This window comes from Micrococcus sp. UYEF5 (assembly GCF_040546065.1).
Lineage (GTDB): Bacteria > Actinomycetota > Actinomycetes > Actinomycetales > Micrococcaceae > Micrococcus > Micrococcus luteus.
The window spans coordinates 67223-88183 of record NZ_JBEPNB010000007.1 but is presented as its reverse complement, the minus strand read 5'-3'; the positions used below and the strand labels follow the sequence as shown (position 1 = coordinate 88183).

Sequence of the window (20961 nt, the reverse complement as noted above, 5' to 3'; positions counted from 1 at the left end):
AGGATGGGGTCGTGACCGATCACCCTGTGCTCCCCGGCGCCCGCCACCGCGACGACGGACCGCTCACCCTCGGCGAGGGGCTCGAGGCGCTCGCCCGTCTGGTCCCGCCCGGACGAGCCGTCAGCTACGGGGGGCTGGCCGGCCTGCTGGGGGTCGGCGGTCCGCGGCAGGCCGGCCGGGCGATGGCCGAATCGAGCCCCGGCACGCCCTGGTGGCGCGTGGTCCGGGCCGACGGCTCGCTGCCTCCGGAGCTGGCCGCGCGGGCCGCCGTCGAGCACGAACGCGAGGCCATGCCCCGCACCCCGGCCGGGCGCGTGGACCTGCCCCGGGCCCGCTGGGAGCCCGACGACGGCGCCGCGCGGGCGATCCGTGCGATCGCCGACCGTATCGTGTCCGGGCCCGGTGCGAGGATGAGGCCATGACCAGGGAACACGGGGTGGACCCCTTCGACGACGACGCGGCGGCGCCGGAACGGGCCGCTCGGCTGGTGCGCACGGCCGCCGCGCCCGAGGACCGGATCACGCTCACGGACGAGCAGGAGGCGATCGCCTCGCTCGCCCCCGGGCACGGCGCCGTGCTCGTGCTGGGCGCCCCCGGCACGGGGCGCACCACCGTGGCGGTCGAGTACGCGGCCCGCCGGATCGAGGCGGGGCTGGACCCCGAGTCCCTCCTGCTGCTGGCCCCGAGCCGGGATGCGGCGGCGCGGCTGCGTGACGCGCTGACCCGCCGGCTCGCCGCCGCCGGTCGGGGCACCCGCGCCGTCACCCCCGTGCGGACCTGGTCCTCCTACGCGTTCGACCTGCTGCGCCGTGCCCGCGTCACGGGACCGCTGAGGCATCTGGAGGTCGCCCCCCGGCTGCTCACCGGTGCCGAGCAGGACACGGTGATCGCCGAGCTGCTCGAGGGCTACGCCGCCGGCCTCGCCGCCGCGCCGGACTGGCCGGACGACGTCGCCCCCGCCGTGGAGGCGAGGGGATTCCGCCGTGAGGTCCGCGAGCTCGTGGACCGCATGAGCGAGCTCGGCCTCGAGCCGGGCCGCCTGCAGGAGCTCGGCACCGCCCACGGGCGCCCCGAGTGGGAGGCCGCGGCCGTGCTGCTGCAGGACTACCGGGACCGGATCGACCTGGGCATGGCCGAGGCGTTCGACGCCGCCGGGCTGCTGTCCGCCGCCGTCCGCGTGCTCACCGAGCGGCATCCGGAGGACCCGGAGCGCGACGCCGCGGCGCAGGCGTTCGTGGCGGAGGAGCGGGACCGCCTGGCCGTGCTCGTGGTCGAGGACCTCCACGAGGCCACCCCCGCCGTACACGACCTGCTCAGCGTGCTCGGCCGCGGGCGGGACGTGCTGCTCACCGCGTCACCGGACACCACCGTGGAGGGCTTCCGCGGCGCCCGGCCCGACCTCCTCGCCCGGTACCCCGAGGTCCTCGACCCCGATCCCGTGCCGGGGGCCGCCCCGCCCGCGTCCCCGGACGGACGCGTCCGGGTGCTGATGCGCGGGCACCGCATGCGCGCCGAGGTCCAGGACGCCTACCTCCGCGTGGCCCGCCGGGTCCGCCAGCGCACCGCCGGCGTCGAACGGACCCGCACCGAGACCGTCCCGGCGGACGGCGACGGCGCCGTCCGGGCGCACGTCGTGCCCACCCGCGCCCACGAGGACCAGCTCGTCCTCGAACGGGTGCTGCGGGTCCACCACGAGGACGGGGTGCCCCTGGACCGGATCCTCGTGGTCGCCCGCTCGGGCTCCCGTGTGGCCGCGCTCGCCCGTCACCTGGAGGCCGAGGGCGTCCCCGTGCTGCGGGACGCCGCCGGGCTCGTGCTGAAGGAGGAGCCCGCCGTCGCGCCCCTGCTCACCCTCCTGGACGCGGCGGGGGCGCTCGCGGAGGATCCGGAGGCCCGGGTCGAGGACGTGCTCGACCCGGACGAGGTCGTGGGACTGCTCACCGGCCGGTACGGGATGGCCAGCGCGCTGCACGTGCGGCGGCTGCGCCAGGACCTGCTGGCCGCCGAGCGGGGCCGGGGCGGCCGGCGCACCTCGGACGCGCTGCTCGCCGCGGCCCTCCTGGACCCGAGCCTGGCCGGCCCCGAGCACGAGCGGCACCGCGCCCTGCGCCGCGTCCACTGGATGCTCCGGGACGGCCTGGAGGCCGCCCGCGCCCCCTCGGCCTCGCCCGAGACCGTGCTGTGGGCGCTGTGGTCCGCCTCCGGTCGGGCCGAGCGGTGGCGTTCGCTCGCGCTGCGGCCCGCCGAGCACGCGAACGAGCGCCGCGAGTCCCGCCGTGCGGACGCGGACCTCGACGCCGTCGTCGCCCTGTTCAAGGTGGCCGAGCGCTTCGTGGACCAGTTCCCGGGCGCGTCGCCCGAGTCGTTCGCCGTCTACATGGAGTCCCAGGACCTGCCCGTGGACACCCTGGCCCGCCGGGCCGAGTCCGGTGACGCCGTGCACGTGCGCACCCCCGCCGCGGCGGCCGGCCAGGAGTGGGACACGGTGATCGTCGTGGGCCTGCAGGAGGGCGTGTGGCCGAACACCCGGCTGCGCGGCCAGCTGCTCGGCGCCACCGACCTCGTGGACCTCGTGACCCTGCCCGCGGACGCCCCGTGGCCCACGGATCACCGCACCCGGCTGCGCGAGGTCCGCCAGGACGAGCTGCGCATGCTCGCGGCCGCCGTCTCCCGGGCACGGCGCCAGGTGGTCGCCACGGCCGTGCGCTCGCCGGATGAGGGCCCCTCCGACTTCCTCGACCTGGTGGACCCGCCCGAACGGCTGCCCGCCGAGGCGCGCGACGCCGCCGGCGTCCGGCGGCTCACCGCGGTCCCCGACCCGATCACGGCGTCCGCGCTCGTCGGCCGGCTGCGCCGCGTCCTGGAGGCCGGGGACGAGGCGGACGCGGCCGACGGGGCGACATCCCGGGCCGCGGCGGCCGCCGGCCTGGCGGTCCTCGCCGAGGACGGCGTGACCGTCGCGGACCCCCGACGCTGGTGGGGCCTGCTGCCGCTGTCCACCGAGGCCGCGCTCGTCGACCCGGAGCGCGAGGTCGTCGCGCTCTCGCCCTCCCGCGTGGAGACGGCCCTGCGCAATCCGCTGGACTGGGTGCTGTACCACGTCGGCGCGAACGCGGGCGGAACCCTCGCCCAGTCCGTGGGCACGCTCGTGCACTCGGTGGCCGAGCACCACCCCGAGGGCGTGCCCGAGGACGTGCGCGCCGAACTGGAACGCCGCCTGCCCGAACTCGGCCTGCCGGAGGGCTGGATCACGGAGATCGAGCACGACCGGGCCCGCGGCCTGGTGGACGCCTACATCGGCTACTGGAGCATCGCCCGGGCGGCCGGGCGTCGGCCCGTGGCCCAGGAGGTGCGGCTCCTCGCGGACCTGACCTGGGGCGGGACCACCGTCCGGATCACCGGCGTCGTGGACCGGCTCGAGGCGGATGCGCAGGGCCGACCCTTCATCGCCGACCTCAAGACCGGCCGCAGCGCGCCCACCGGCGCGGAGATGGCGCGCCAGCCCCAGCTGGCCGCCTATCAGGTGGCCGTCCGCGCCGGCGGTCTGGAGCAGGTCCGGGACGACCCCGCCACGGACCCCGCCCTGCGCGCCGCGCTCGCCGGCCTGGAGCACCCCACGACACCGGCCGGCGCGGCCCTCGTCCAGCTCGGCGCCGGCACCCAGAAGACCAAGGTGCAGGACCAGCCGGCCCTCGAGGACGAGGACACCTGGGCGCTCGAGCAGGTGTTCACGGCGGCCCGCCGCACCACGGGGCCGCGCTTCCTCGCCCTCCACGAGGCCGGCGCCCGCCGGTGCGCGCTGCCCTCCGTCTGTCCGCTCTGCTCCGAAGGAAGGCAGGTCACCGAATGGCCCCGCTGACCGGCGATCCCGCCGCCCAGACCGATCGTCCGCGCGTCGAGGACGCGGTCCACTCGCCGGAGGACATCGCGGCGCGGCTGCGGCTGCCCCCGCCCACGGAGGAGCAGGCCGAGGTGGTCACCGCCCCGCTCACTCCGCGCCTGGTGCTGGCCGGCGCCGGCTCCGGCAAGACCGCCACCATGGCCGACCGCGTGGTCTGGCTCGTGGCCAACGGTCTCGTGCGCCCGGACGAGGTCCTCGGCGTCACGTTCACCCGGAAGGCGTCCGGTGAGCTCGCCGACCGGATCAACGGGCGCGTGGACGCCCTGCTGCGCTCCGGCCTCGAGATCCCCGGCTTCGACGGGGAGCCCGAGGACCTGGGCCGCGCCTCGGTGTCCACGTACCACTCCTACGCCGGCGCGCTCGTCAGGGACCACGGCCTGCGGATCGGCGTGGAACCGGAGGCGCGGCTGCTCGGAGGCGCGGACGCCCACCGGCTCATGGGCGCCGTCGTGCGTTCGCATCCGGTGGTCGCGGACACCCTCGGCGTGGCCCCGTCTCGGCTCATCACGCAGGCGTTGCGGCTGGCCGGGGACATGGCCGAGCACCTGGTGAGTGCGGACGAGGTGCGCGAGTTCCTCGCCCGGCTGGCCGAGCAGGGGAGCGCCCTGCCGCTGCCCCCGCGCGCCAAGACCCCCTCGAAGGAGATCCAGGAGTTCCTGACCGGCCTGGCGGACCGCGCCCTCATGGCGGACCTCGTGGCCCGCTACGACGAGGTCAAGCGCGAGCAGGACGTGATGGACTTCGGCGACCTGCTGCGCCACGCGGCGCGCATCGCCGTCGAGGTGCCGGCGGCCGGCGAGCAGGAGCGCGCGCGGTTCCCCGTGGTGCTGCTGGACGAGTTCCAGGACACCTCCCACGCCCAGATGCGGATCTTCGCCGGGCTGTTCGGCCCGCGCGGCCCCGAGGACGACGCGCCCGGGTTGGGGCACTGCGTCACCGCGGTGGGTGACCCCCACCAGTCGATCTACGGCTTCCGCGGCGCCTCCGCCGGGCAGCTCTTCGCCTTCCCGCACGCCTTCCCCCGACTGGAGACCGGCCCCGGCGGCGCCCCGCGGCGCGTGAACGCGGACGTCTCGCACCTGACGATCGCGTGGCGCAACGAGGAGTCGATCCTGGCGGTCGCCAACGCCGTCGCCGCACCGCTGAACGCCCACGCCGCCGCGACGGGCGGCGCGCCGGTGGAGGTGCGCACCCTGCGGCCCCGGCCGGGCGCGGGGGAGGGCGTCGTCCGGGTGGACCGGTTCGTCACCGCGGAGGAGGAGGCCGCCGACGTCGTCGCCCGCCTCGGCGCCCTCACCGGGTCCGGGCCCGGGGGGACCACCCCGAGCCGCGCCGTCCTGTGCCGCACCCGCGCCCAGTTCGGCCCCGTGCTGGACGCGCTCGACGCCGCCGGCCTGCCCTACGAGGTGCTCGGGCTCTCCGGGCTGCTGGCGCTGCCGGAGGTCGCCGAGGTGCTCGCCGTCCTCCACGTGCTGGCCGACCCCACGCGCAGCGACCAGCTCGTCCGCCTGCTCACCGGCCCGCGCTGGCGCATCGGCGTGGCCGACCTCGAGGTGCTGCAGGAGCGCGCCCGGTTCGTCTCGCGGCTGCGGGCCCGGCGGGCCGGCGGTGGGCGGGAGGACCCCGCCGGGGACGCCCCGGACCCGGCCCGGGACGTGAGCCCCGAGGAGGACGCCGACGCCGCCGCCCTGCTGGAGGCCCTCGACTCCCTGCCCGGGGAGGGGACGGACTGGGTCGGCTCGCGCGGCCGCGGCTTCTCACCCGAGGGCCTGGCCCGACTGAGGGCCGTCAACGCCGAGCTGCGCCGGCTCTCTACGCGCACCGGGGAGGACCCGGCCGACCTCATCGCGGAGGTGATCCGTGAGACGGGGCTGGACGTCGAGGTGGCCCTGCGGCCCGGCGTCTCCGCGGCCGCGGCCCGGAGGCACCTGAACGCGTTCCAGGACGCGGCCCGCGACTTCGGCGCCGGCACCACGGCGACGGACCTGACGGCGTTCCTGGCCTGGACGGAGTCCGTCCTCGAGCACGAGGACGGCCTCGGCGTCGAGAACGCCGAGCCCACCCCCGGCCTGGTCCAGGTGCTCACCGCGCACGCCTCGAAGGGGCTCGAGTGGGACGTCGTCGCGGTCCCCGGCCTGCAGGAGGGCACGTTCCCCTCCACGCGGGCGGACCGCTGGACCAGCCCCCGGGCCGGCGCGCTGCCGTGGCCCCTGCGCGGGGACCGCGCGTCGCTGCCGCAGTGGGACGGCTCGTGGGCGCAGGACCAGCGGGACTGGGTCCAGTCGGCCGGCACCGGATACAGCTCGAAGGCGGCCCAGGAGGGCAACCCGGACCCCTATGCCGTGGCCGTGGCCGCCCACGCCGAGCGCGAGGAGCGGCGCCTGGCCTACGTCGCGTACACGCGCGCGCGATCCGCCCTGTGGCTGAGCACCTCCCTGTTCAAGGGAGTCAACAAGGAGCCCCTGCCGGCCTCGGCCTTCCTCGAGGAGGTGGCCGGTCTGGCGGGGGAGGTGCCCGGCGTCGCGCTCGGCCCCGCCCCGGCCGAGGACGACCTGCCCGAGGCCAACCCCGCCGCGGGCCGGACGCTGGTCGCCCGCTGGCCCTTCGACCCGCTCGACGGCCCGGAGGCCTTCGTCGCCGACCCGGAGGACCCCGAGGACGAGGAACGCTGGCAGCCGCTGCCGCGCCGCTCCCGGGCCCGCCGGCACGGGGTGGAGGCGGCCGCCGCGGCCGTGCACGCCGCGGACCCGGCGGCGCTCGGGGACGACCCGGAGCTGGCCCGCCAGGTGGACTGGGTGCTGCTGCGCCGCCGGGACGTCGCCGGGACGGGCGGGGAGACCGCCCTGCCCGAGCACGTCTCCGTGTCCCTCTACGGCGAGCTCGCCGCCGACCCGCAGGCCGTGGCCGAGCAGCTGCGCCGGCCCCTGCCCCGGCCGCCCGCGCACGCGGCGCGGCGCGGCACGGCGTTCCACGCGTGGCTCGAGGAGCGCTTCGGGGCCACCGGCATGCTGGACATCGACTCGGCCGAGGACGCCGCGGACCTGTGGGTCGACGAGGCCCTCGACCTCGGCCCGATGCAGGAGTGGTTCCGCTCCTCGCGCTGGGCGGAGCGCACCCCGGCCTTCGTCGAGGCCCCGGTCGAGACGACGGTCGGCGGGATCACGCTGCGCGGCCGGGTCGACGCGATCTACCGCTCCGGCGGCGACCCCCGCCTGCCCTTCGACCCCGAGGCCGACTGGGAGCTCGTCGACTGGAAGACCGGCGCCGTGCCGCGGGGCCGCGACCTCGAGCTCAAGTCGCTGCAGCTGGCCGTCTACCGGCTCGCCTGGTCACGGCTGCACGGGATCCCGCTGGAACGGATCGGGGCCAGCTTCGTGTACGTGGCCCACGGGCAGGAGCGCTCCTTCCCGGACCTGCCGGGGGAGGAGGAGCTCGAGCGTCACATCACGGACGCCCTGGCCCGCCGTTGATCGGCCGCACCACCTCGACGGCGGGCAGCGGGCCCGTCTCCGGGTCCGCGGTCCTCGCGGCCGCGGCCTCCCGGGCGTCCTCCGCCGCATCCCGGGCGTCCTCGGCGGCGTCGGCGGCCGCGTCGGCCTCCGCCTGGCGCGCGGCCGCCTCCTGCGCGGCGCGCACGTCGCCCTCGAGCTCGGCCAGCATGGCCTCCGCCTCGGCGACCATCCCCGCGTCGTGCCGGTCCAGGCCCCGCGTGAGCCACTGGGCGAGGGCGAACTCGGCGAGCAGCGCCGCACGGCGCATCAGGTGGGCGTCGCCGTCGTCGGCGGCCCCCGCGTCGGCCCGCCGGGCCGCGTAGGCGTCGAGGACGCGGTCGGCCAGGTCCGGGTCCGTGGCGGCGGCCAGCCAGGCGACGTCGCCGGCGGGGTCGCCCACGTGCAGGTCCGTCCAGCCCGTCACGCCCACCACGCGGCCGCGCTCGAGGAGCAGGTTGTCCTCGTGCAGGTCACCGTGCACGGGCACCGGGGTGAACCGCCACAGGGCCTCCTCCTCCATGGCCTCCTCCCAGCGGCGCAGCAGCAGGGGCGGCACGCGGCCGGAGGTGGCCGCCTGGTCGAGGGCGTGGAGGTGACGCTGCCGGATCTGCTCCGCCGTGTAGGAGGGCAGGTCCGCGTGGTCCACGACGTCCGAGGGCAGCGTGTGGATCGCGGCCAGCACACGGCCCACGTCCTGCACCGCGGGCTCGCCGAGCCGGGCCAGCTCGTCCAGGGTGACGGGACGCCCGGGCATGTCCTGGTAGACGAAGGTGCGCAGCCCCTCGAGCCGCACCGCGCCCGCCACGGAGGGCGTGCGGAACGGCAGGCCGGCGCGCACCGCCGGGGTCAGGCCCGCCAGCACCTGCAGCTCCGTCTCGAGACGGATGCCCGCCTCCGGGGTGCGGGGCGAGCGGACCCGCCACCGCTGGCCCTCACCGTCCACGACGACGGCGGTCGAGAAGTCCGCGGGGTCGTCCGGGCTCGCCTCCACGGAGACGGGGGCGAGGCCGGGGACGGCCGCGGCGGCCAGGGCTGCGAGACGAAGGGGCTGACGATCCACCCCTCCAGCCTAGGCGCGGAACGCCCTCCCCCGTCGTCGGGCGCACCGGAGACGGGTCGCTAGCCTGGACGCATGGCCTCCTGCCCCCCGTCGTCGTCCGACCCCACCGCCGCACCGCCGCTGGCCCTGCCGCTGGCCCGCGAGGAGCTGGACCGCGGTGCCGTGGCCCGCCTCGACCCGGGCCACCTGGCGGCGTCCTGGGCGCGCGAGGGGACGGAGGTCCTGTGGCTGCAGGGCGGCCGCGCGCCGGTCGCGGACGGCCGGCTCGTCTTCACCGCGCCCTCCGGTCCCGTGCCGGCCGAGGCCGCGTATCTGGGCCGCGGCACCGCGGCGGACCGGGGCCCGCACGGGCGGGAGCGCGAGGTGGTCTCCGTCGCCGTCGAGCCGCCGGCGGCCCTGCCCGAGGACGCGGCCGCCGCGCTCGCCGACGCCGTGTGGGTCGGCCTCCGCGACGCGGCCGCCGCCCTCAGCGACGCGGACACCGGGCTGTTCGTGGCCGCCGTCGCGAACGCCAACTGGCACGCCACCCACCGCTTCTGCGCGTTCTGCGGCGGCGTCACGGACGTCGAGGCGGCCGGCTGGGTGCGTCGTTGCCGCAACTGCTCCCGGGAGCAGTTCCCGCGCACGGACCCGGCGGTGATCGTGGCCGTCATCGACCCGGCCGGGCGGATCCTGCTGGGCCGCAACGCGGCGTGGCCCGAGGGGCTGTACTCCTGCCTGGCCGGGTTCGTGGAGCCGGGGGAGTCCCTCGAGCACGCGGTGGTCCGGGAGATCGCGGAGGAGTCCGGGATCACGGTGACGCAGCCGCGCTACCGCGGCTCCCAGCCGTGGCCGTTCCCGCGCTCGCTCATGCTCGGGTTCACCGCCCTGGCCCCGGCCGGCGTCGAGCCGGTCCCAGACGGCGAGGAGATCCTCTCCGTGCGCTGGTTCGAGCGGGAGGAGCTCGCGCACCTGGCCCGCGCGGGCGACGTCACCCTGCCCGGGGCCGTGTCCATCGCGCGGGCACTCATCGAGGATTGGTACGGTGGGACGCTGCCCGATGCGCAGACCCTGATCACCTAGGAGGACTCGTCCCGCATGAGCACTCCCGACGAGATCCTCCGCGGCCTCGACCCGGAGCAGCGCCGGGCCGCCACGGCCCTGCACGGGCCCGTCTGCATCCTGGCCGGCGCCGGCACCGGCAAGACCCGCGCCATCACGCACCGCATCGCCTACGGCGTCGCCTCCGGCGTCTTCGACCCGCACCGCACCCTCGCCCTGACCTTCACGGCGCGCGCCGCCGCGGAGATGCGCACCCGCCTGCGCGACCTCGGCGTGGCCGGCGTCCAGGCCCGCACCTTCCACTCAGCTGCCCTGCGCCAGCTGCAGTACTTCTGGCCCCAGGCCGTGGGCGGGCCCATGCCCTCGCTGATCGAGAACAAGGTGCGCCTGCTCACGGAGGTCGCCCAGCGCATGCGCATGACCGTGGACCGGGCCGGCCTGCGCGACCTCGCCGGCGAGATCGAGTGGGCCAAGGTCTCCCTGCACGCCCCCGAGGGCTACGCCGAGGCCGCCAAGGAGCGCGAGATGCCCGCCGGCTGGACCGCCACCACCGTCGCCCGTCTCTACACCGGCTACGAGGAGGCCAAGACGGCCCGGAACATGATCGACTTCGAGGACGTGCTGCTGATCCTCGTGGGGATCCTGTCCACCGAGCCGCAGATCGCGGCCACGATCCGGGACCAGTACCGCGTGTTCGTGGTGGACGAGTACCAGGACGTCTCGCCGCTGCAGCACCGCCTGCTCGACCTCTGGCTCGGCGACCGCGGCGACCTGTGCGTCGTCGGCGACGCCTCCCAGACGATCTACTCGTTCACGGGCGCGACCTCCCGCTTCCTCACCGACTTCCGTGAGCGGTACCCCGCGGCCACGGTGGTCCGGCTCGTGCGCGACTACCGGTCCAGCCCGCAGATCGTGGAGGCGGCCAACCGCCTGCTGGCTGACCGCACCAAGGCGGGGGAGCGGGACCGCACGATGCCGCGCTGGCCCGACCCCCTCGAGCTCGTCTCCCAGCGGCCGGCCGGCCCCGACCTCGTGTTCGCGGAGTGCACCGACGACGAGGCCGAGGCCGGCTGGGTCGCCGACCGGATCGCGGCGCTGATCGACGACGGCGTGCCCGCCTCCGAGATCGCCGTCCTGTTCCGCACCAACGGCCAGTCCCAGGCCTTCGAGACGGCGCTGTCCTCAGCGGGCATCGGCTACCAGCTGCGCGGCGGCGAGCGGTTCTTCTCCCGGCGCGAGGTGCGCGACGGCATCCTGCAGCTGCGGGCCGCCGCCCGCGCCGCCCAGGACCTGACGGGCGACGACGTCACGGACCGGGTGCGGGACGTGCTCTCCTCGCTCGGCTACTCCGCCGAACCGCCGTCGGCCTCCGGCGCGGCCCGTGAACGGTGGGAGTCCCTGCACGCCCTCGTCAACCTCGCCGACCAGCTCGCCACGACGCGCGGGGCCGAGTTCACGCTGACCGAGCTCGTGGCCGAGCTCGACGAGCGCGCCCAGCACCAGCACGCGCCGACGGTGCAGGGCATCACCCTGGCCTCGCTGCACTCCGCCAAGGGCCTCGAGTGGGACGCGGTGTTCCTCGTGGGCCTGTCCGAGGGGCTCATGCCGATCTCCTTCGCGGAGACCCAGGCCGAGGTGGACGAGGAACGGCGCCTGCTCTACGTGGGCATCACGCGTGCCCGCCAGCACCTGTCGCTGACGTGGACGCTCTCGCGGGGCACGGGCGGGCGCTCCACCCGGCGGCCCTCCCGGTTCCTGTGGGCCATCGACCCGACCCTCGGCGGCACCCGCGAGCACGCCCCGGCCCGTGGTTCCGCGGCCGGCCCGACGGCGCCGCGGCGCCGGGGTGCGAAGGTCGCCGTGTGTCGCACGTGTGGCAAGCCCCTCGAGACGGGAGCCGAGCGCAAGGTCGGCCGCTGCCTGGACTGCCCCGCCACCTACGACGAGGCCGTGCTCGAGGAGCTGCGCGACTGGCGCACCCGCACGGCCGCCGAGATGCGGATGCCCGCGTTCGTGGTGTTCACGGACGCCACCCTCGTGGCCATCGCCGAGGCCATGCCGAGGACCCCGGCAGAGCTCCTGAAGGTGCCCGGCCTCGGCAAGGCCAAGCTGGAGAAGCACGGACCGGAGCTGCTCGAGCTGCTGCACGGCACCCCGACGGCCTGAGCCGCGGGCCCGCACCCCGTTCCGCCGGCGGCGCCGACCCCGTCAGAACGCCCAGCCGAGCGCGTCCGGGTCGCAGGCGCAGCCGGGCCGGGGGCGGACCTTCACCCGGCGCGTGCGTCCCGTCACCCGATCGGCCCGCAGCACGCCGGGGGCCGGTCCGGTCCGCAGCGCGTCCACGGTCAGCACGGCGGCCCGCAGCGCCGCGAGCCCGTCCACCTGTCCCCGGTGCGCCGACGGGCCGGGCGCCGTCGGGACACCGGGGACGCCCGCCGGGTCCGCGGGCCATCGGCACAGCGGGCACCCGCGCACCCCGGGGGCGCACCACGGTCCGACCGTGACCGCTCTCGGCCCCACCGTGACCGGCAGCAGCGGGTGGTCGGCGGCCAGGGCCTGCGCGGCCAGGTCCGCGTCGAGCACGGACCCCACCGCCACCGTCGCCTGCCCCACGAGCACCGGCACCGGGCCGTGGTGCGCGAAGACGCGCAGCCCGGGGGCCACATCGCCCAGCCGGCGCTCGAGCGCACCCGCCCGGGGCCGACCGAGGTCCCCGGGCAGCAGGCCGGTCCCCAGGTCCGCGGCGTCGACGGGCCGCGGATCCCACAGGGCCAGGCGCAGCGCCCCGGCCCCCGCCAGCGCGTGGGCGATCGCCGCGCCCACCGCGTCGAGGCCTGCCACATGGACGTCGGTCGGCGGGGCCCACGCCCCCGGCTGCAGCGCTGACGCGGCGGCGTCATGAGGGACGGTGGTGACGGTCTCGGCGACGGTGCGCACGGCTCTCCTCTCGGCTCGGTGCCTCCCACCCTGCCAGGGCACTCCCGGACCGCGCCGGATTGTCCACAGCCTGCGGCCCATGCCGGACAATGGCCGGATGCGCCCTGTCCCGCCCGCCCCCGGCCGCCCTCCGCGTGCCGTCCCGGCCGCCCACCGCGGTCCCGCCCGCGAGAGCATCGATCTGGACTGGGAGGGCACGCCCGTGCGGCTCGTGCGCTCCACGGCCCGCACCCGCACCGTCTCGGCGGCGTGGCGCGACGGCCGCCTGCAGGTCAACGTCCCGGCCCGGCTCTCGGCTGCGCAGGAGCGCGAGTGGATCGGCCGGATGGTCGCGAAGGTGGGCGCACGCGGCGGGACGGGGCAGCCCGCGGCCGACCTGGACGGCCGCCCCGCCGACGCTCGCTCCGACGACGCGCTCCTGGCCTGGGCGGGACGGCTCTCGGCGGCGCACCTGGGTGGGCGGGCCCGTCCGGTCTCGGTCACGTGGTCGGCCCGGCAGCGCCGCCGCTGGGGCTCGTGCACGCCGGCCCGCGGCACCATCCGGCTCTCGACGCAGCTGCGCGGCATGCCGGACTGGGTGGTGGCGGCGGTGCTCGTCCACGAGCTGGCCCATCTGCTGGAGTCCGGACACGGCCCGGCCTTCCGACGCCTCGTGGACCGGTACCCGCGCTACGCCGAGGCGATGGCCTTCCTCGAGGGGGTCACCTTCGCCGAGGGCCGCGGTCGCACGGCGCCGGACCGGTGGGCGGAGGACGAGGACGCGGGCTGACACGACGGCGGGCGGCCCGCACCCGAGGTGCCGGACCGCCCGCCGCCGTCGTGCCGGGAGGGGCTCAGCCCTCGCGCGGCGCGTCGCCGAAGCCGCCCTCGAGGAGCTTGCGCAGCTCGTCGTCGAGGGACTCGGCGCTGGCGTCCGCGGCGGAGCGGCGCCCGGCGTACCCGGCGGGGTCCTCGAGGTCCTCCGCCGTGGGCTGACGCTCGGGATGGCGCCAGATCTCCTCGCGGTACTCCGTGCCGTGCTCGGCCGTGACGTGCTCCCAGAACGCGGCGGCCTCGCGCAGGCGGCGCGGGCGCAGCTCGAGGCCCACGAGGGCGGCGAAGGCCTGTTCGGCCGGGCCACCCGAGGCGCGGCGGCGGTTCATGGTCTCGCGCAGGGCGGCCGCCGACTCGAGGGGGCGCGCGGCCTCGGCGACCACCACGTCCACCCAGCCCTCCACGAGGGCGACGAGCAGCTCCAGCTGGTCCAGCGCGGCCTGCTGGGTGGCGTCCGGGGCGGCGATGAAGGACGCCCCGTCGAACACGGCCTGCAGGGAGCCGGGGTCCATCGGGTCCACCGACTGCGCGGCCCGCTCGATGCCCTCGGTGTCCAGGCGGATGCCCGCGGCGTACTGCTCGACGGCGGCGTACAGGTCCCGCTCGAGCCACGGCGAGTGCAGGAACAGGCGCATGCGTGCGGCCTCGCGCAGGGCCAGGTAGATGCGGATCTGGTCGTCCGGCACCGAGAGCCCGTCGCCGAACTCCTCGATGTTCACGGGGACGAGGGCGAGACGGTGGCCGGCGACGGGCAGGCCGATGTCCGTGCCCGAGAGCACCTCCTTGCCCAGGGCGCCCACGGCGCCGCCGAGCTGCAGGCCGAACATCGTGCCGCCCATGTTCTTCAGCATGGGCTGCAGCCCGCCGAGCAGGGAGGCGTCCATGCCCTCGGGGAGCTGGCCCGGCAGCTGCTGCTCGATGGCCGCGGACATCGCGCGGGACATCGAGACGGCCACGGGCTCGGTGAGCCGGCGCCACTGGTCCATGGTCGCCTCGACCCACTCGGCACGGGACCAGGCCACGCCGACGCTGCCGACGGGCTCGGTCTGCGTGACGCCGTCGAGCCACAGCTCGGCCAGCCGCAGCGCCTCGTCCACCTCGCGTCGCGCGAACGAGCCGACGGCCGGGTCCTCGCCGGCCACGGCCTGGCGGGCGGCCTGCTTCGCCAGAGCCCAGTTCACGGGGCCGTCCGAGCCGGAGCCGGAGCTCATCATCGCCTGGAACTGGGCCATGGCCTGCTGCATCATGGCCGGATTCAGCTGGGACGGGTCGAAGGGCACCCCGCCGGGGCCGCCCAGGCCCTCCATGGCGCGTCGGACTTCGTCCGGGTCGGGGCCCTGGCCGCCGAAGAGCTGCCGCAGCATCTCCTCCAGGGGGTCGCGGCCGTCGTCGGATCCGGGCGTGCGCGCGTCGTTGCTCATGTCTCCAGCGTATCCGCGTCGGCGCGGCGCGCCCGCCCTCCCGACGTCGCGGCGGCGCGGTTCGCCCATGGCGCACGGCGTCGCGCGGGGCAGGCGGGGGTCGCGGCCCCGCGTAGACTGGTGTGACCGTCGCCGCGCGGCCCGTGCCCGGCGGCGAGGACGGCCCGATCAGGACCCCCAGGAAAGACGGTGTCGCGTGCGCGCAGTGCCCTCGAGGACCACCCGCGCCGCCCGCGTGCCCTTCTCCGGATGGCTCGCCCTGGGCAGCGCCGGGCTGGCACTGCTGGCCCCCACCCCCTACATCCTCGAGGGCCCCGGCCCCGCCGTGGACCTGCTGGGCGAACGCGAGGGTCGACCGGTGCTGCGCGTCGAGGGCGGCGAGGCGGACCCGGGTGAGGGGACCCTGGCCATGACCACCGTGATGGTCGGGGGCCCGCCCATCGGCACCACCTCCCTGCTCGATCTCGGCCGCGGCGTGACGGACCCCGCCGTGGACGTGGTCCCGCGCGAGCTGATGTACCCCACCGGCGTCACCTCCGACGAGGTCGGCGAGGCCAATTCGGCGGCCATGTCGGACTCCCAGCAGACCGCGACCGCCGCGGCCCTGCACGAGCTCGGCCGGGAGGTGTCCCAGCGGCTCGTCGTGCAGCAGCTCGTGTCCGGCGGGCCCGCCGAGGGTGTCCTGCGGGCCGGGGACGAGGTGATCGCCGCCGAGGGACGGCCCGTGGCCGACCTGGAGGCCGTGCGCGCCGCCGTCGGGGCCGCGGGGCCCGACCCGGTCACGCTGACGGTCCGCCGCGACGGCGTGGAGCAGGACCTCGAGGTGCCGGTGGCGGCCGCCCCCGAGGGCGCGCCCCAGCCGTGGCAGATGGGGGCCCTGATCGAGACCGCCTACGACGTCCCGGTGGACGTCGAGCTGACCGTGCCGGACATCGGCGGACCTTCGGCGGGTCTGATGTTCGCGCTCACCGTGATCGAGCGGCTGACCCCGGGGGCGATGACGGGGGGCGCCCCGATCGCGGGAACGGGCACGATCTCGGGGGACGGCGTCGTGGGTCCCATCGGCGGGATCCCGCAGAAGGTGCGCGGCGCCGCCGAGGCGGGGGCCACGACGTTCCTCGCCCCCACGGCGAACTGCGAGGAGCTGGCCGGCCGTGTGCCCGAGGGTCTGACGGTGTACCCCGTGGACACGCTGGGCCAGGCCCGCGACATCGTCGAGGCGGTGGCCCGGGGGGAGAGCCCGGCCGCCGCCCGGACGTGCGGCTGAGCCGACGCACACCAGGACCACCAGACCACCAGACCGGACGACATGTCCGGGGCGCAGCGCCCCGGACCGGAGCAGAGCCCCGCGGACGCGGGAGGGAAGAGGACAGAGCAGTGAGCTTCGGACAGGGAGGCGGCGGACCGTTCGGCGGCCCGCCCCGTGACGGCGGCGGGACCGCCGGGGGCCAGTCCGGCCCGTTCGGGGCGTTCGGCCCCTTCGGCGGCGCCCCGCGCGGCCCGGGCGACGACGGCGACCGCGGTCCTGGTGGCCCGTTCGGCGGGGGCGGGTCCTCCGCCGCGCGCGGCAGGGGCCGGCCGGGCCGGCCGAGCGCGCTCGTGCTGACCATCATCGCGGTGGCCGTGCTCGTGGGGCTGTTCGTGGTGTTCACGAACGTCTACACGGACGTGCTGTGGTTCGCGCAGCTGGGCTTCACCGAGGTCTTCTGGACCGAGGTCGTCGCCAAGGCCGCGCTGTTCCTGATCGCCGGGCTCGGGATGGCCCTCGCCGTGTGGCTGGCGATCCGCACGGCCTGGCGCCACCGCCCCGCGGACGCGTCCGCGGCCGCGCGGGACTCGCTCAGCCAGGCCCAGCGCCAGCTGGAGCCCATCCGGCGCCTGGTGTTCCTGGGTGTCCCGCTCGTGCTCGGCGTGTTCGCCGGCTCCACCGCGATGAACGGCTGGAACACGGTCCTGCTGTTCCTGAACCAGGTGCCCTACGGCCAGGCGGACCCGGAGTTCGGCCTGGACCTCATGTTCTTCATGGCCACCCTGCCGTTCCTGACGCTCGTGGTCGGGTACCTGATCTCGGTGGTCCTGGTCTCCGGCATCACCGGTCTTCTGGTGCACTACCTGTACGGCGCGGTGCGCGTGGAGGAGGGCGGCGGCGTGCGGATCACCCCGGCGGCGCGCGCCCACATCGGCATCACCCTGGCCGTGTTCCTGCTGCTGCAGGGCGTCAACTTCTGGCTCAACCGCTACCGCACCACGCAGTCGCAGACCGGCAACTGGGCCGGCGCGCTCTACACGGACGTGAACGCGGTCATCCCGACGTCGGCGATCCTGGCGGTCACGGCCGTGATCGTGGCCGGCCTGTTCGTGTGGACGGTGGTCTCGGGCCGGTGGCGGTTGTCGCTGATCGGCACCGCGGTCCTGGTCATCACGGCGCTCGTGGTGGGCACGGCGTACCCCTTCATCGTGCAGGAGTACCAGGTGAAGCCGTCCGAGCGCACGCTCGAGTCCGAGTACATCGAGCGGAACATCGCCATGACGCGCGAGGCGTACGGCCTGGACGACGTCGAGGTGACGAACTATGAGGGCGCCACGGACACCGAGGCCGGGGCCCTGGCGGGCGAGGAGGCCAACACGGCCAACGTCCGTCTCATGGACCCGAACCTGATCTCCCAGACCTTCGGGCAGCTCCAGCAGTTCCGTCCGTACTACGCGTTCCCCACCACCCTGCACGTGGACCGCTACGAGGTGGACGGCCAGACGCGGGACACCATCCTGGCGGCCCGTGACGTCAACGTGGACGACTCCCAGTCGTGGGTGAACCGCCACACCATCTACACGCACGGCTACGGCATGGTCGTGGCCGACGCCTCCGAGGTCGCGGCCGGCGGCCGGCCCCAGTGGCTGCTCTCCGAGATCCCCACGCGCGGGCCGCTGGCCTCCGACCAGGACTACGAGCCGCGCATCTACTTCGGGCACAACTCGCCCTCGTACTCGGTGGTGGGTGCGCCCGAGGGCGCGCCGGCCGTCGAACGCGACCGGCCGCAGACGGCCGACTCCCAGGAGGACACGGCGTACACCTTCTCCGGCGACGGCGGCCCCTCGGTGGGCAACCTCTTCAACCGGCTCGCGTACGCGGTGAAGTTCGGCTCGCCCGAGCTCGTGCTGTCCTCGGACGTGAACGAGGCCTCGCAGATCCTCTACGATCGCGACCCGGCCGAGCGCGTCCGCAAGGTCGCGCCCTACCTGACGGTGGACACCGCCCCCTACCCGGCGATCGTCGACGGCCGCGTGCAGTGGATCGTGGACGCCTACACGACCTCGGACCAGTTCCCGTACTCCACCGCCCAGCAGCTGGGCGAGGTCACGGTGGACTCCCTGAGCCAGGGCCAGAACCCGGCGCTGCAGGGCCGGGTGAACTACATCCGCAACTCGGTGAAGGCGACGGTGGACGCGTACGACGGCTCGGTGTCCCTCTACGCGTGGGACGACCAGGATCCGCTGCTGCGGGCCTGGCAGAACGTGTACCCGTCCTCGCTGCGCCCGTACTCGGAGATGAGCGCCGGACTCATGGACCACGTCCGCTACCCGGAGGACATGTTCAAGGTCCAGCGCGAGCTGCTCGGCCGCTACCACGTGACCGATGCGGACGACTTCTACGAGAACAACGACGCGTGGTCCGTGCCCTCGGACCCCACGCGCGAGGAGGACGTCAAGCAGCCGCCGTACTACATGACGCTGCAGATGCCCGGCCAGGACGAGCCGGCGTTCTCCCTCACCAGCAGCTACATCCCGCAGATCACGGACGGTGCCCAGCAGCGCAACGTGCTCTACGGCTTCCTCTCCGCCACCGGCGACGCCGGCTCGGGGGAGGACGGCGTGAAGGCCGAGGGCTACGGGAAGCTCCGCCTGCTCGAGCTGCCGCGGTCCACCACGGTGCCCGGCCCGGGCCAGGCGCAGGCGAACTTCGACTCGAACGCGGACGTCTCGCGGGAGCTGAACCTGTTGCGCCAGGGCGCGTCCGAGGTCCTCAACGGCAACATGATCACCCTGCCGGTGGCCGGCGGCATCCTCTACGTCCAGCCGGTGTACGTCCGCTCCTCGGGCGGCACCACCTACCCGACGCTGCGCAAGGTGCTCGTCTCCTTCGGCGACAAGGTCGGCTTCGCGGACACCCTCCAGGAGGCCCTGGACCAGGTGTTCGACGGCGACTCGGGCGCGGTGACCCCGGAGGAGAACCAGGCGGAGGCGCCCGCCCCGGGCGAGAAGCCGACGGCTCCGGGCACGGTCGAGGAGGAGCTCTCTGCGGCCCTCGAGGAGGCGCAGGACGCCCTGACCCAGGGCCAGGAGCGTCTGGCCGAGGGCGACTGGGCCGGCTACGGCGAGCAGCAGAAGCGTCTCAACGAGGCCCTGAAGCGTGCCACCGCCGCCGACGACGCCCTGGGCGGCGACGCACCCGCCCAGGAGCAGGCCCCGGCCGAGGCGAGCCCCGCGCCGTCGTCGAGCCCCAGCCCGACGCCGAGCGGCTGAGCCGGCGCCGGCGGGCCGGGCCCGCCGGACCGTCGACGGCGGCCCCGGCCACGCACCGCGCGTGGTCGGGGCCGCTGTCACTTCGGGGCAGGTGGCCGCCGCATGGCCGCCGGATGGCGGGGTGCTGACGCCGATTTGAACTCGACGGAACAGGTGTGTATAGTTCTAGAAGTCGCCGCGGGGTGGAGCAGTTCGGTAGCTCGCCGGGCTCATAACCCGGAGGTCGCAGGTTCAAATCCTGCCCCCGCAACGAGAAGGAGAAGGCCCCCAGCATCTGCTGGGGGCCTTCTCGCATGTCCGGGACCGGTCGCCCCGGCCCGCCGGCACGGTGCCGGCGGGCGAGCTGACCGCCCTCGGGCGATCGGTGGGGGAGCGTCAGCGGCTCGAGGCCCGGACCGCCTGCTGGGCCGGCGTGCGGCGGCCAGGATCAGTGCGGCGCAGCCAGACGGCAGCGATGATCGCGATGATCGCGATGGCGCCCCAGATGCCGACCACGGCCCAGGACAGGCCCGCGATGAGCAGCAGCGGCACGAAGGACACGGCCGCGATCTCCACGGGCACCACCGGGATGTAGGCCACGCCGAACTGCTCCATGGTCCCGGACTTCAGCTTCGGGTCCACGATGCGCAGCATGGCCACGCCTGTGGCGACGGCGCCGGTGGCCCAGCCCCACGTGAACAGCTGCTTCTCGAACCACGCGTCGGTCATGACACGCGGCGCCACGACGATCCCCAGGAACAGGGCCAGCGCGAGGCCGATCACGAACAGGAGCAGCAGCGGCTGCCAGTAGTCCACGACCACGGTCGGGGCGATCGCGGCGATGCCACAGACGATGAGGATGTCCGTGGCGGTGCCGGACACCGAGTTCAGCGAGCCCGGGTCGAGGAACTTCGCCGTCTTCGTGGCCTGGAACAGGACGCGGGCGATCAGGCCGAGGAGGAACGCGATCGCGAACGCGGGGATGATCAGCTGGGGACCGTCCTCACCCACGACGCTCGGCCACACGGCCGTGATCCAGGAGACCACGCCGTGCGCGGCCGCCGCGATCATCGCGACCACGCCGACCTGGAAGGCCAGCGACTCCACCGAGGCCGCCGAGAAGGTGTGCCGGCCGATGACCGGGCGTTCCTCCACCTGGTTCAGCACCCCGGTGCGCAGCTCCTCCGGGATGGAGGTCAGGCCCGCGAACTCCCGCGCGTGGCCGCGCTGCGCGCCGATCTTGGCCTGGATGATGCCACCCACCACGCCGACGATCATGCCGACGGTGGCCGAGGTGTAGGCCAGCGAGGTGACGGTCGCATCGCCGTTGGCCGCGTACGCCTGGCCCACGGCGGCCGCGGAGCCGAAGCCTCCCGCCCAGCCGGCGAACAGCAGGGCGGCGAACGAGTCGGGCGCGTCGAACAGCGGCTGCAGGAGGACCAGCGTGACGAGGGCGCCGATGGCCACCTGGGAGGAGTAGATCAGCACGCCGTAGGACGCGAACGCGCCTACGGGGCGGCCGATCTTGCGGACGTCGAAGTCGTCGGTGAGCGCGATGCACACGAACACGATGACGATCAGGATCGAGCCGTATGTGCCCAGCTGGGAGCTGAACGGCAGCCAGCCCAGGCCGTTCGGGCCGAGGGCCAGGCCCAGGATGCCGGCGATGACGGAGGCCGGGATCATCAGGGTCTGGAGGGGCGTGATGACGGCAAGGGCCAGCGTGCCCACGGCCAGGAGCGCGCCGATGAGGCCGGCGTCGACCAGCACGGACCAGGCCGTGAACTGCTCTTGCAT

General features: G+C 75.6%; 12 protein-coding genes and 1 tRNA gene. 9 read left to right on the top strand and 4 right to left on the bottom strand.

Translation table 11 applies throughout. From position 1 onward, the window contains the following. The first annotated feature begins 11 nt into the window (after positions 1-11). Genes ABIB16_RS08280 through ABIB16_RS08270 form a run of 3 tightly spaced genes read left to right on the top strand, consistent with a single transcriptional unit; the run spans position 12 to position 7371 of the window. Complete coding sequence (locus tag ABIB16_RS08280) at positions 12-422, top strand: MGMT family protein (RefSeq protein ID WP_036314337.1); 411 nt, start codon at positions 12-14, stop codon at positions 420-422. Then, positions 419-3859 (top strand): ATP-dependent helicase, encoded by a 3441-nt coding sequence (locus ABIB16_RS08275; RefSeq protein WP_354436196.1) that lies wholly within the window; start codon positions 419-421, stop codon positions 3857-3859. The genes ABIB16_RS08280 and ABIB16_RS08275 overlap by 4 nt, the downstream gene beginning before the upstream one ends. Next, complete coding sequence (locus tag ABIB16_RS08270) at positions 3847-7371, top strand: ATP-dependent helicase (RefSeq protein WP_354436195.1); 3525 nt, start codon at positions 3847-3849, stop codon at positions 7369-7371. Before ABIB16_RS08275 ends, ABIB16_RS08270 begins: the two co-directional genes overlap by 13 nt. On the opposite strand, the gene ABIB16_RS08265 is transcribed toward ABIB16_RS08270, so the two are convergent. After that, complete coding sequence (locus ABIB16_RS08265) at positions 7346-8452, bottom strand: phosphotransferase (protein ID WP_044659755.1); 1107 nt, start codon at positions 8450-8452, stop codon at positions 7346-7348. The two genes, ABIB16_RS08270 and ABIB16_RS08265, sit on opposite strands and share 26 nt — an antisense overlap. A 72-nt stretch (positions 8453-8524) precedes the next feature. On the opposite strand from ABIB16_RS08265, the gene nudC reads away from it, so the two are divergent. Then, positions 8525-9514, top strand: a complete 990-nt coding sequence (nudC, locus tag ABIB16_RS08260) for an NAD(+) diphosphatase (RefSeq protein WP_354436194.1) — start codon at positions 8525-8527, stop codon at positions 9512-9514. 15 nt (positions 9515-9529) lie between these two features. Continuing rightward, positions 9530-11659, top strand: a complete 2130-nt coding sequence (locus tag ABIB16_RS08255; protein WP_044659757.1) for an ATP-dependent DNA helicase UvrD2 — start codon at positions 9530-9532, stop codon at positions 11657-11659. Positions 11660-11701: 42 nt separating this feature from the next. Here ABIB16_RS08255 and ABIB16_RS08250 read toward each other — a convergent pair whose 3' ends face one another. Further along, entirely contained in the window at positions 11702-12430 is a 729-nt protein-coding gene (locus ABIB16_RS08250) for a ThiF family adenylyltransferase (protein ID WP_044659758.1), read from the bottom strand. Positions 12431-12527: 97 nt separating this feature from the next. On the opposite strand from ABIB16_RS08250, the gene ABIB16_RS08245 reads away from it, so the two are divergent. Further along, positions 12528-13199, top strand: coding sequence for a M48 metallopeptidase family protein (locus ABIB16_RS08245; protein ID WP_044659759.1), 672 nt, complete (start codon positions 12528-12530; stop codon positions 13197-13199). A 64-nt stretch (positions 13200-13263) separates the two neighbouring features. On the opposite strand, the gene ABIB16_RS08240 is transcribed toward ABIB16_RS08245, so the two are convergent. Beyond that, a complete protein-coding gene (locus tag ABIB16_RS08240; protein ID WP_044659760.1) occupies positions 13264-14664 on the bottom strand; it encodes a zinc-dependent metalloprotease in 1401 nt (466 codons plus the stop codon). 196 nt (positions 14665-14860) lie between these two features. Between ABIB16_RS08240 and ABIB16_RS08235 the strand changes: the two genes are divergently transcribed. From ABIB16_RS08235 to ABIB16_RS08225, 3 genes are all read left to right on the top strand, one after another. After that, the gene (locus tag ABIB16_RS08235; protein WP_354436193.1) at positions 14861-15931 is read left to right on the top strand and encodes a YlbL family protein; all 1071 of its coding nucleotides are present in this window, start codon (positions 14861-14863) and stop codon (positions 15929-15931) included. A gap of 110 nt (positions 15932-16041) precedes the next feature. Further along, positions 16042-19185, top strand: a complete 3144-nt coding sequence (locus ABIB16_RS08230; RefSeq protein ID WP_354436192.1) for a UPF0182 family membrane protein — start codon at positions 16042-16044, stop codon at positions 19183-19185. Between the two features lie 176 nt (positions 19186-19361). Further along, positions 19362-19435: transfer RNA gene (locus ABIB16_RS08225), tRNA-Met, on the top strand. 125 nt (positions 19436-19560) lie between these two features. Here ABIB16_RS08225 and ABIB16_RS08220 read toward each other — a convergent pair. Continuing rightward, complete coding sequence (locus ABIB16_RS08220) at positions 19561-20961, bottom strand: sodium/glutamate symporter (RefSeq protein WP_354436191.1); 1401 nt, start codon at positions 20959-20961, stop codon at positions 19561-19563.

Coding starts and splice junctions, on each gene's coding strand:
- ABIB16_RS08275 (WP_354436196.1), top strand. CDS start 419: ATGACCAGGGAACACGGGGTGGACCCCTTCGACGACGACGCGGCGGCG.
- ABIB16_RS08220 (WP_354436191.1), bottom strand. CDS start 20,961: ATGCAAGAGCAGTTCACGGCCTGGTCCGTGCTGGTCGACGCCGGCCTC.
- ABIB16_RS08240 (WP_044659760.1), bottom strand. CDS start 14,664: ATGAGCAACGACGCGCGCACGCCCGGATCCGACGACGGCCGCGACCCC.
- ABIB16_RS08270 (WP_354436195.1), top strand. CDS start 3,847: ATGGCCCCGCTGACCGGCGATCCCGCCGCCCAGACCGATCGTCCGCGC.
- ABIB16_RS08245 (WP_044659759.1), top strand. CDS start 12,528: ATGCGCCCTGTCCCGCCCGCCCCCGGCCGCCCTCCGCGTGCCGTCCCG.
- ABIB16_RS08255 (WP_044659757.1), top strand. CDS start 9,530: ATGAGCACTCCCGACGAGATCCTCCGCGGCCTCGACCCGGAGCAGCGC.
- nudC (WP_354436194.1), top strand. CDS start 8,525: ATGGCCTCCTGCCCCCCGTCGTCGTCCGACCCCACCGCCGCACCGCCG.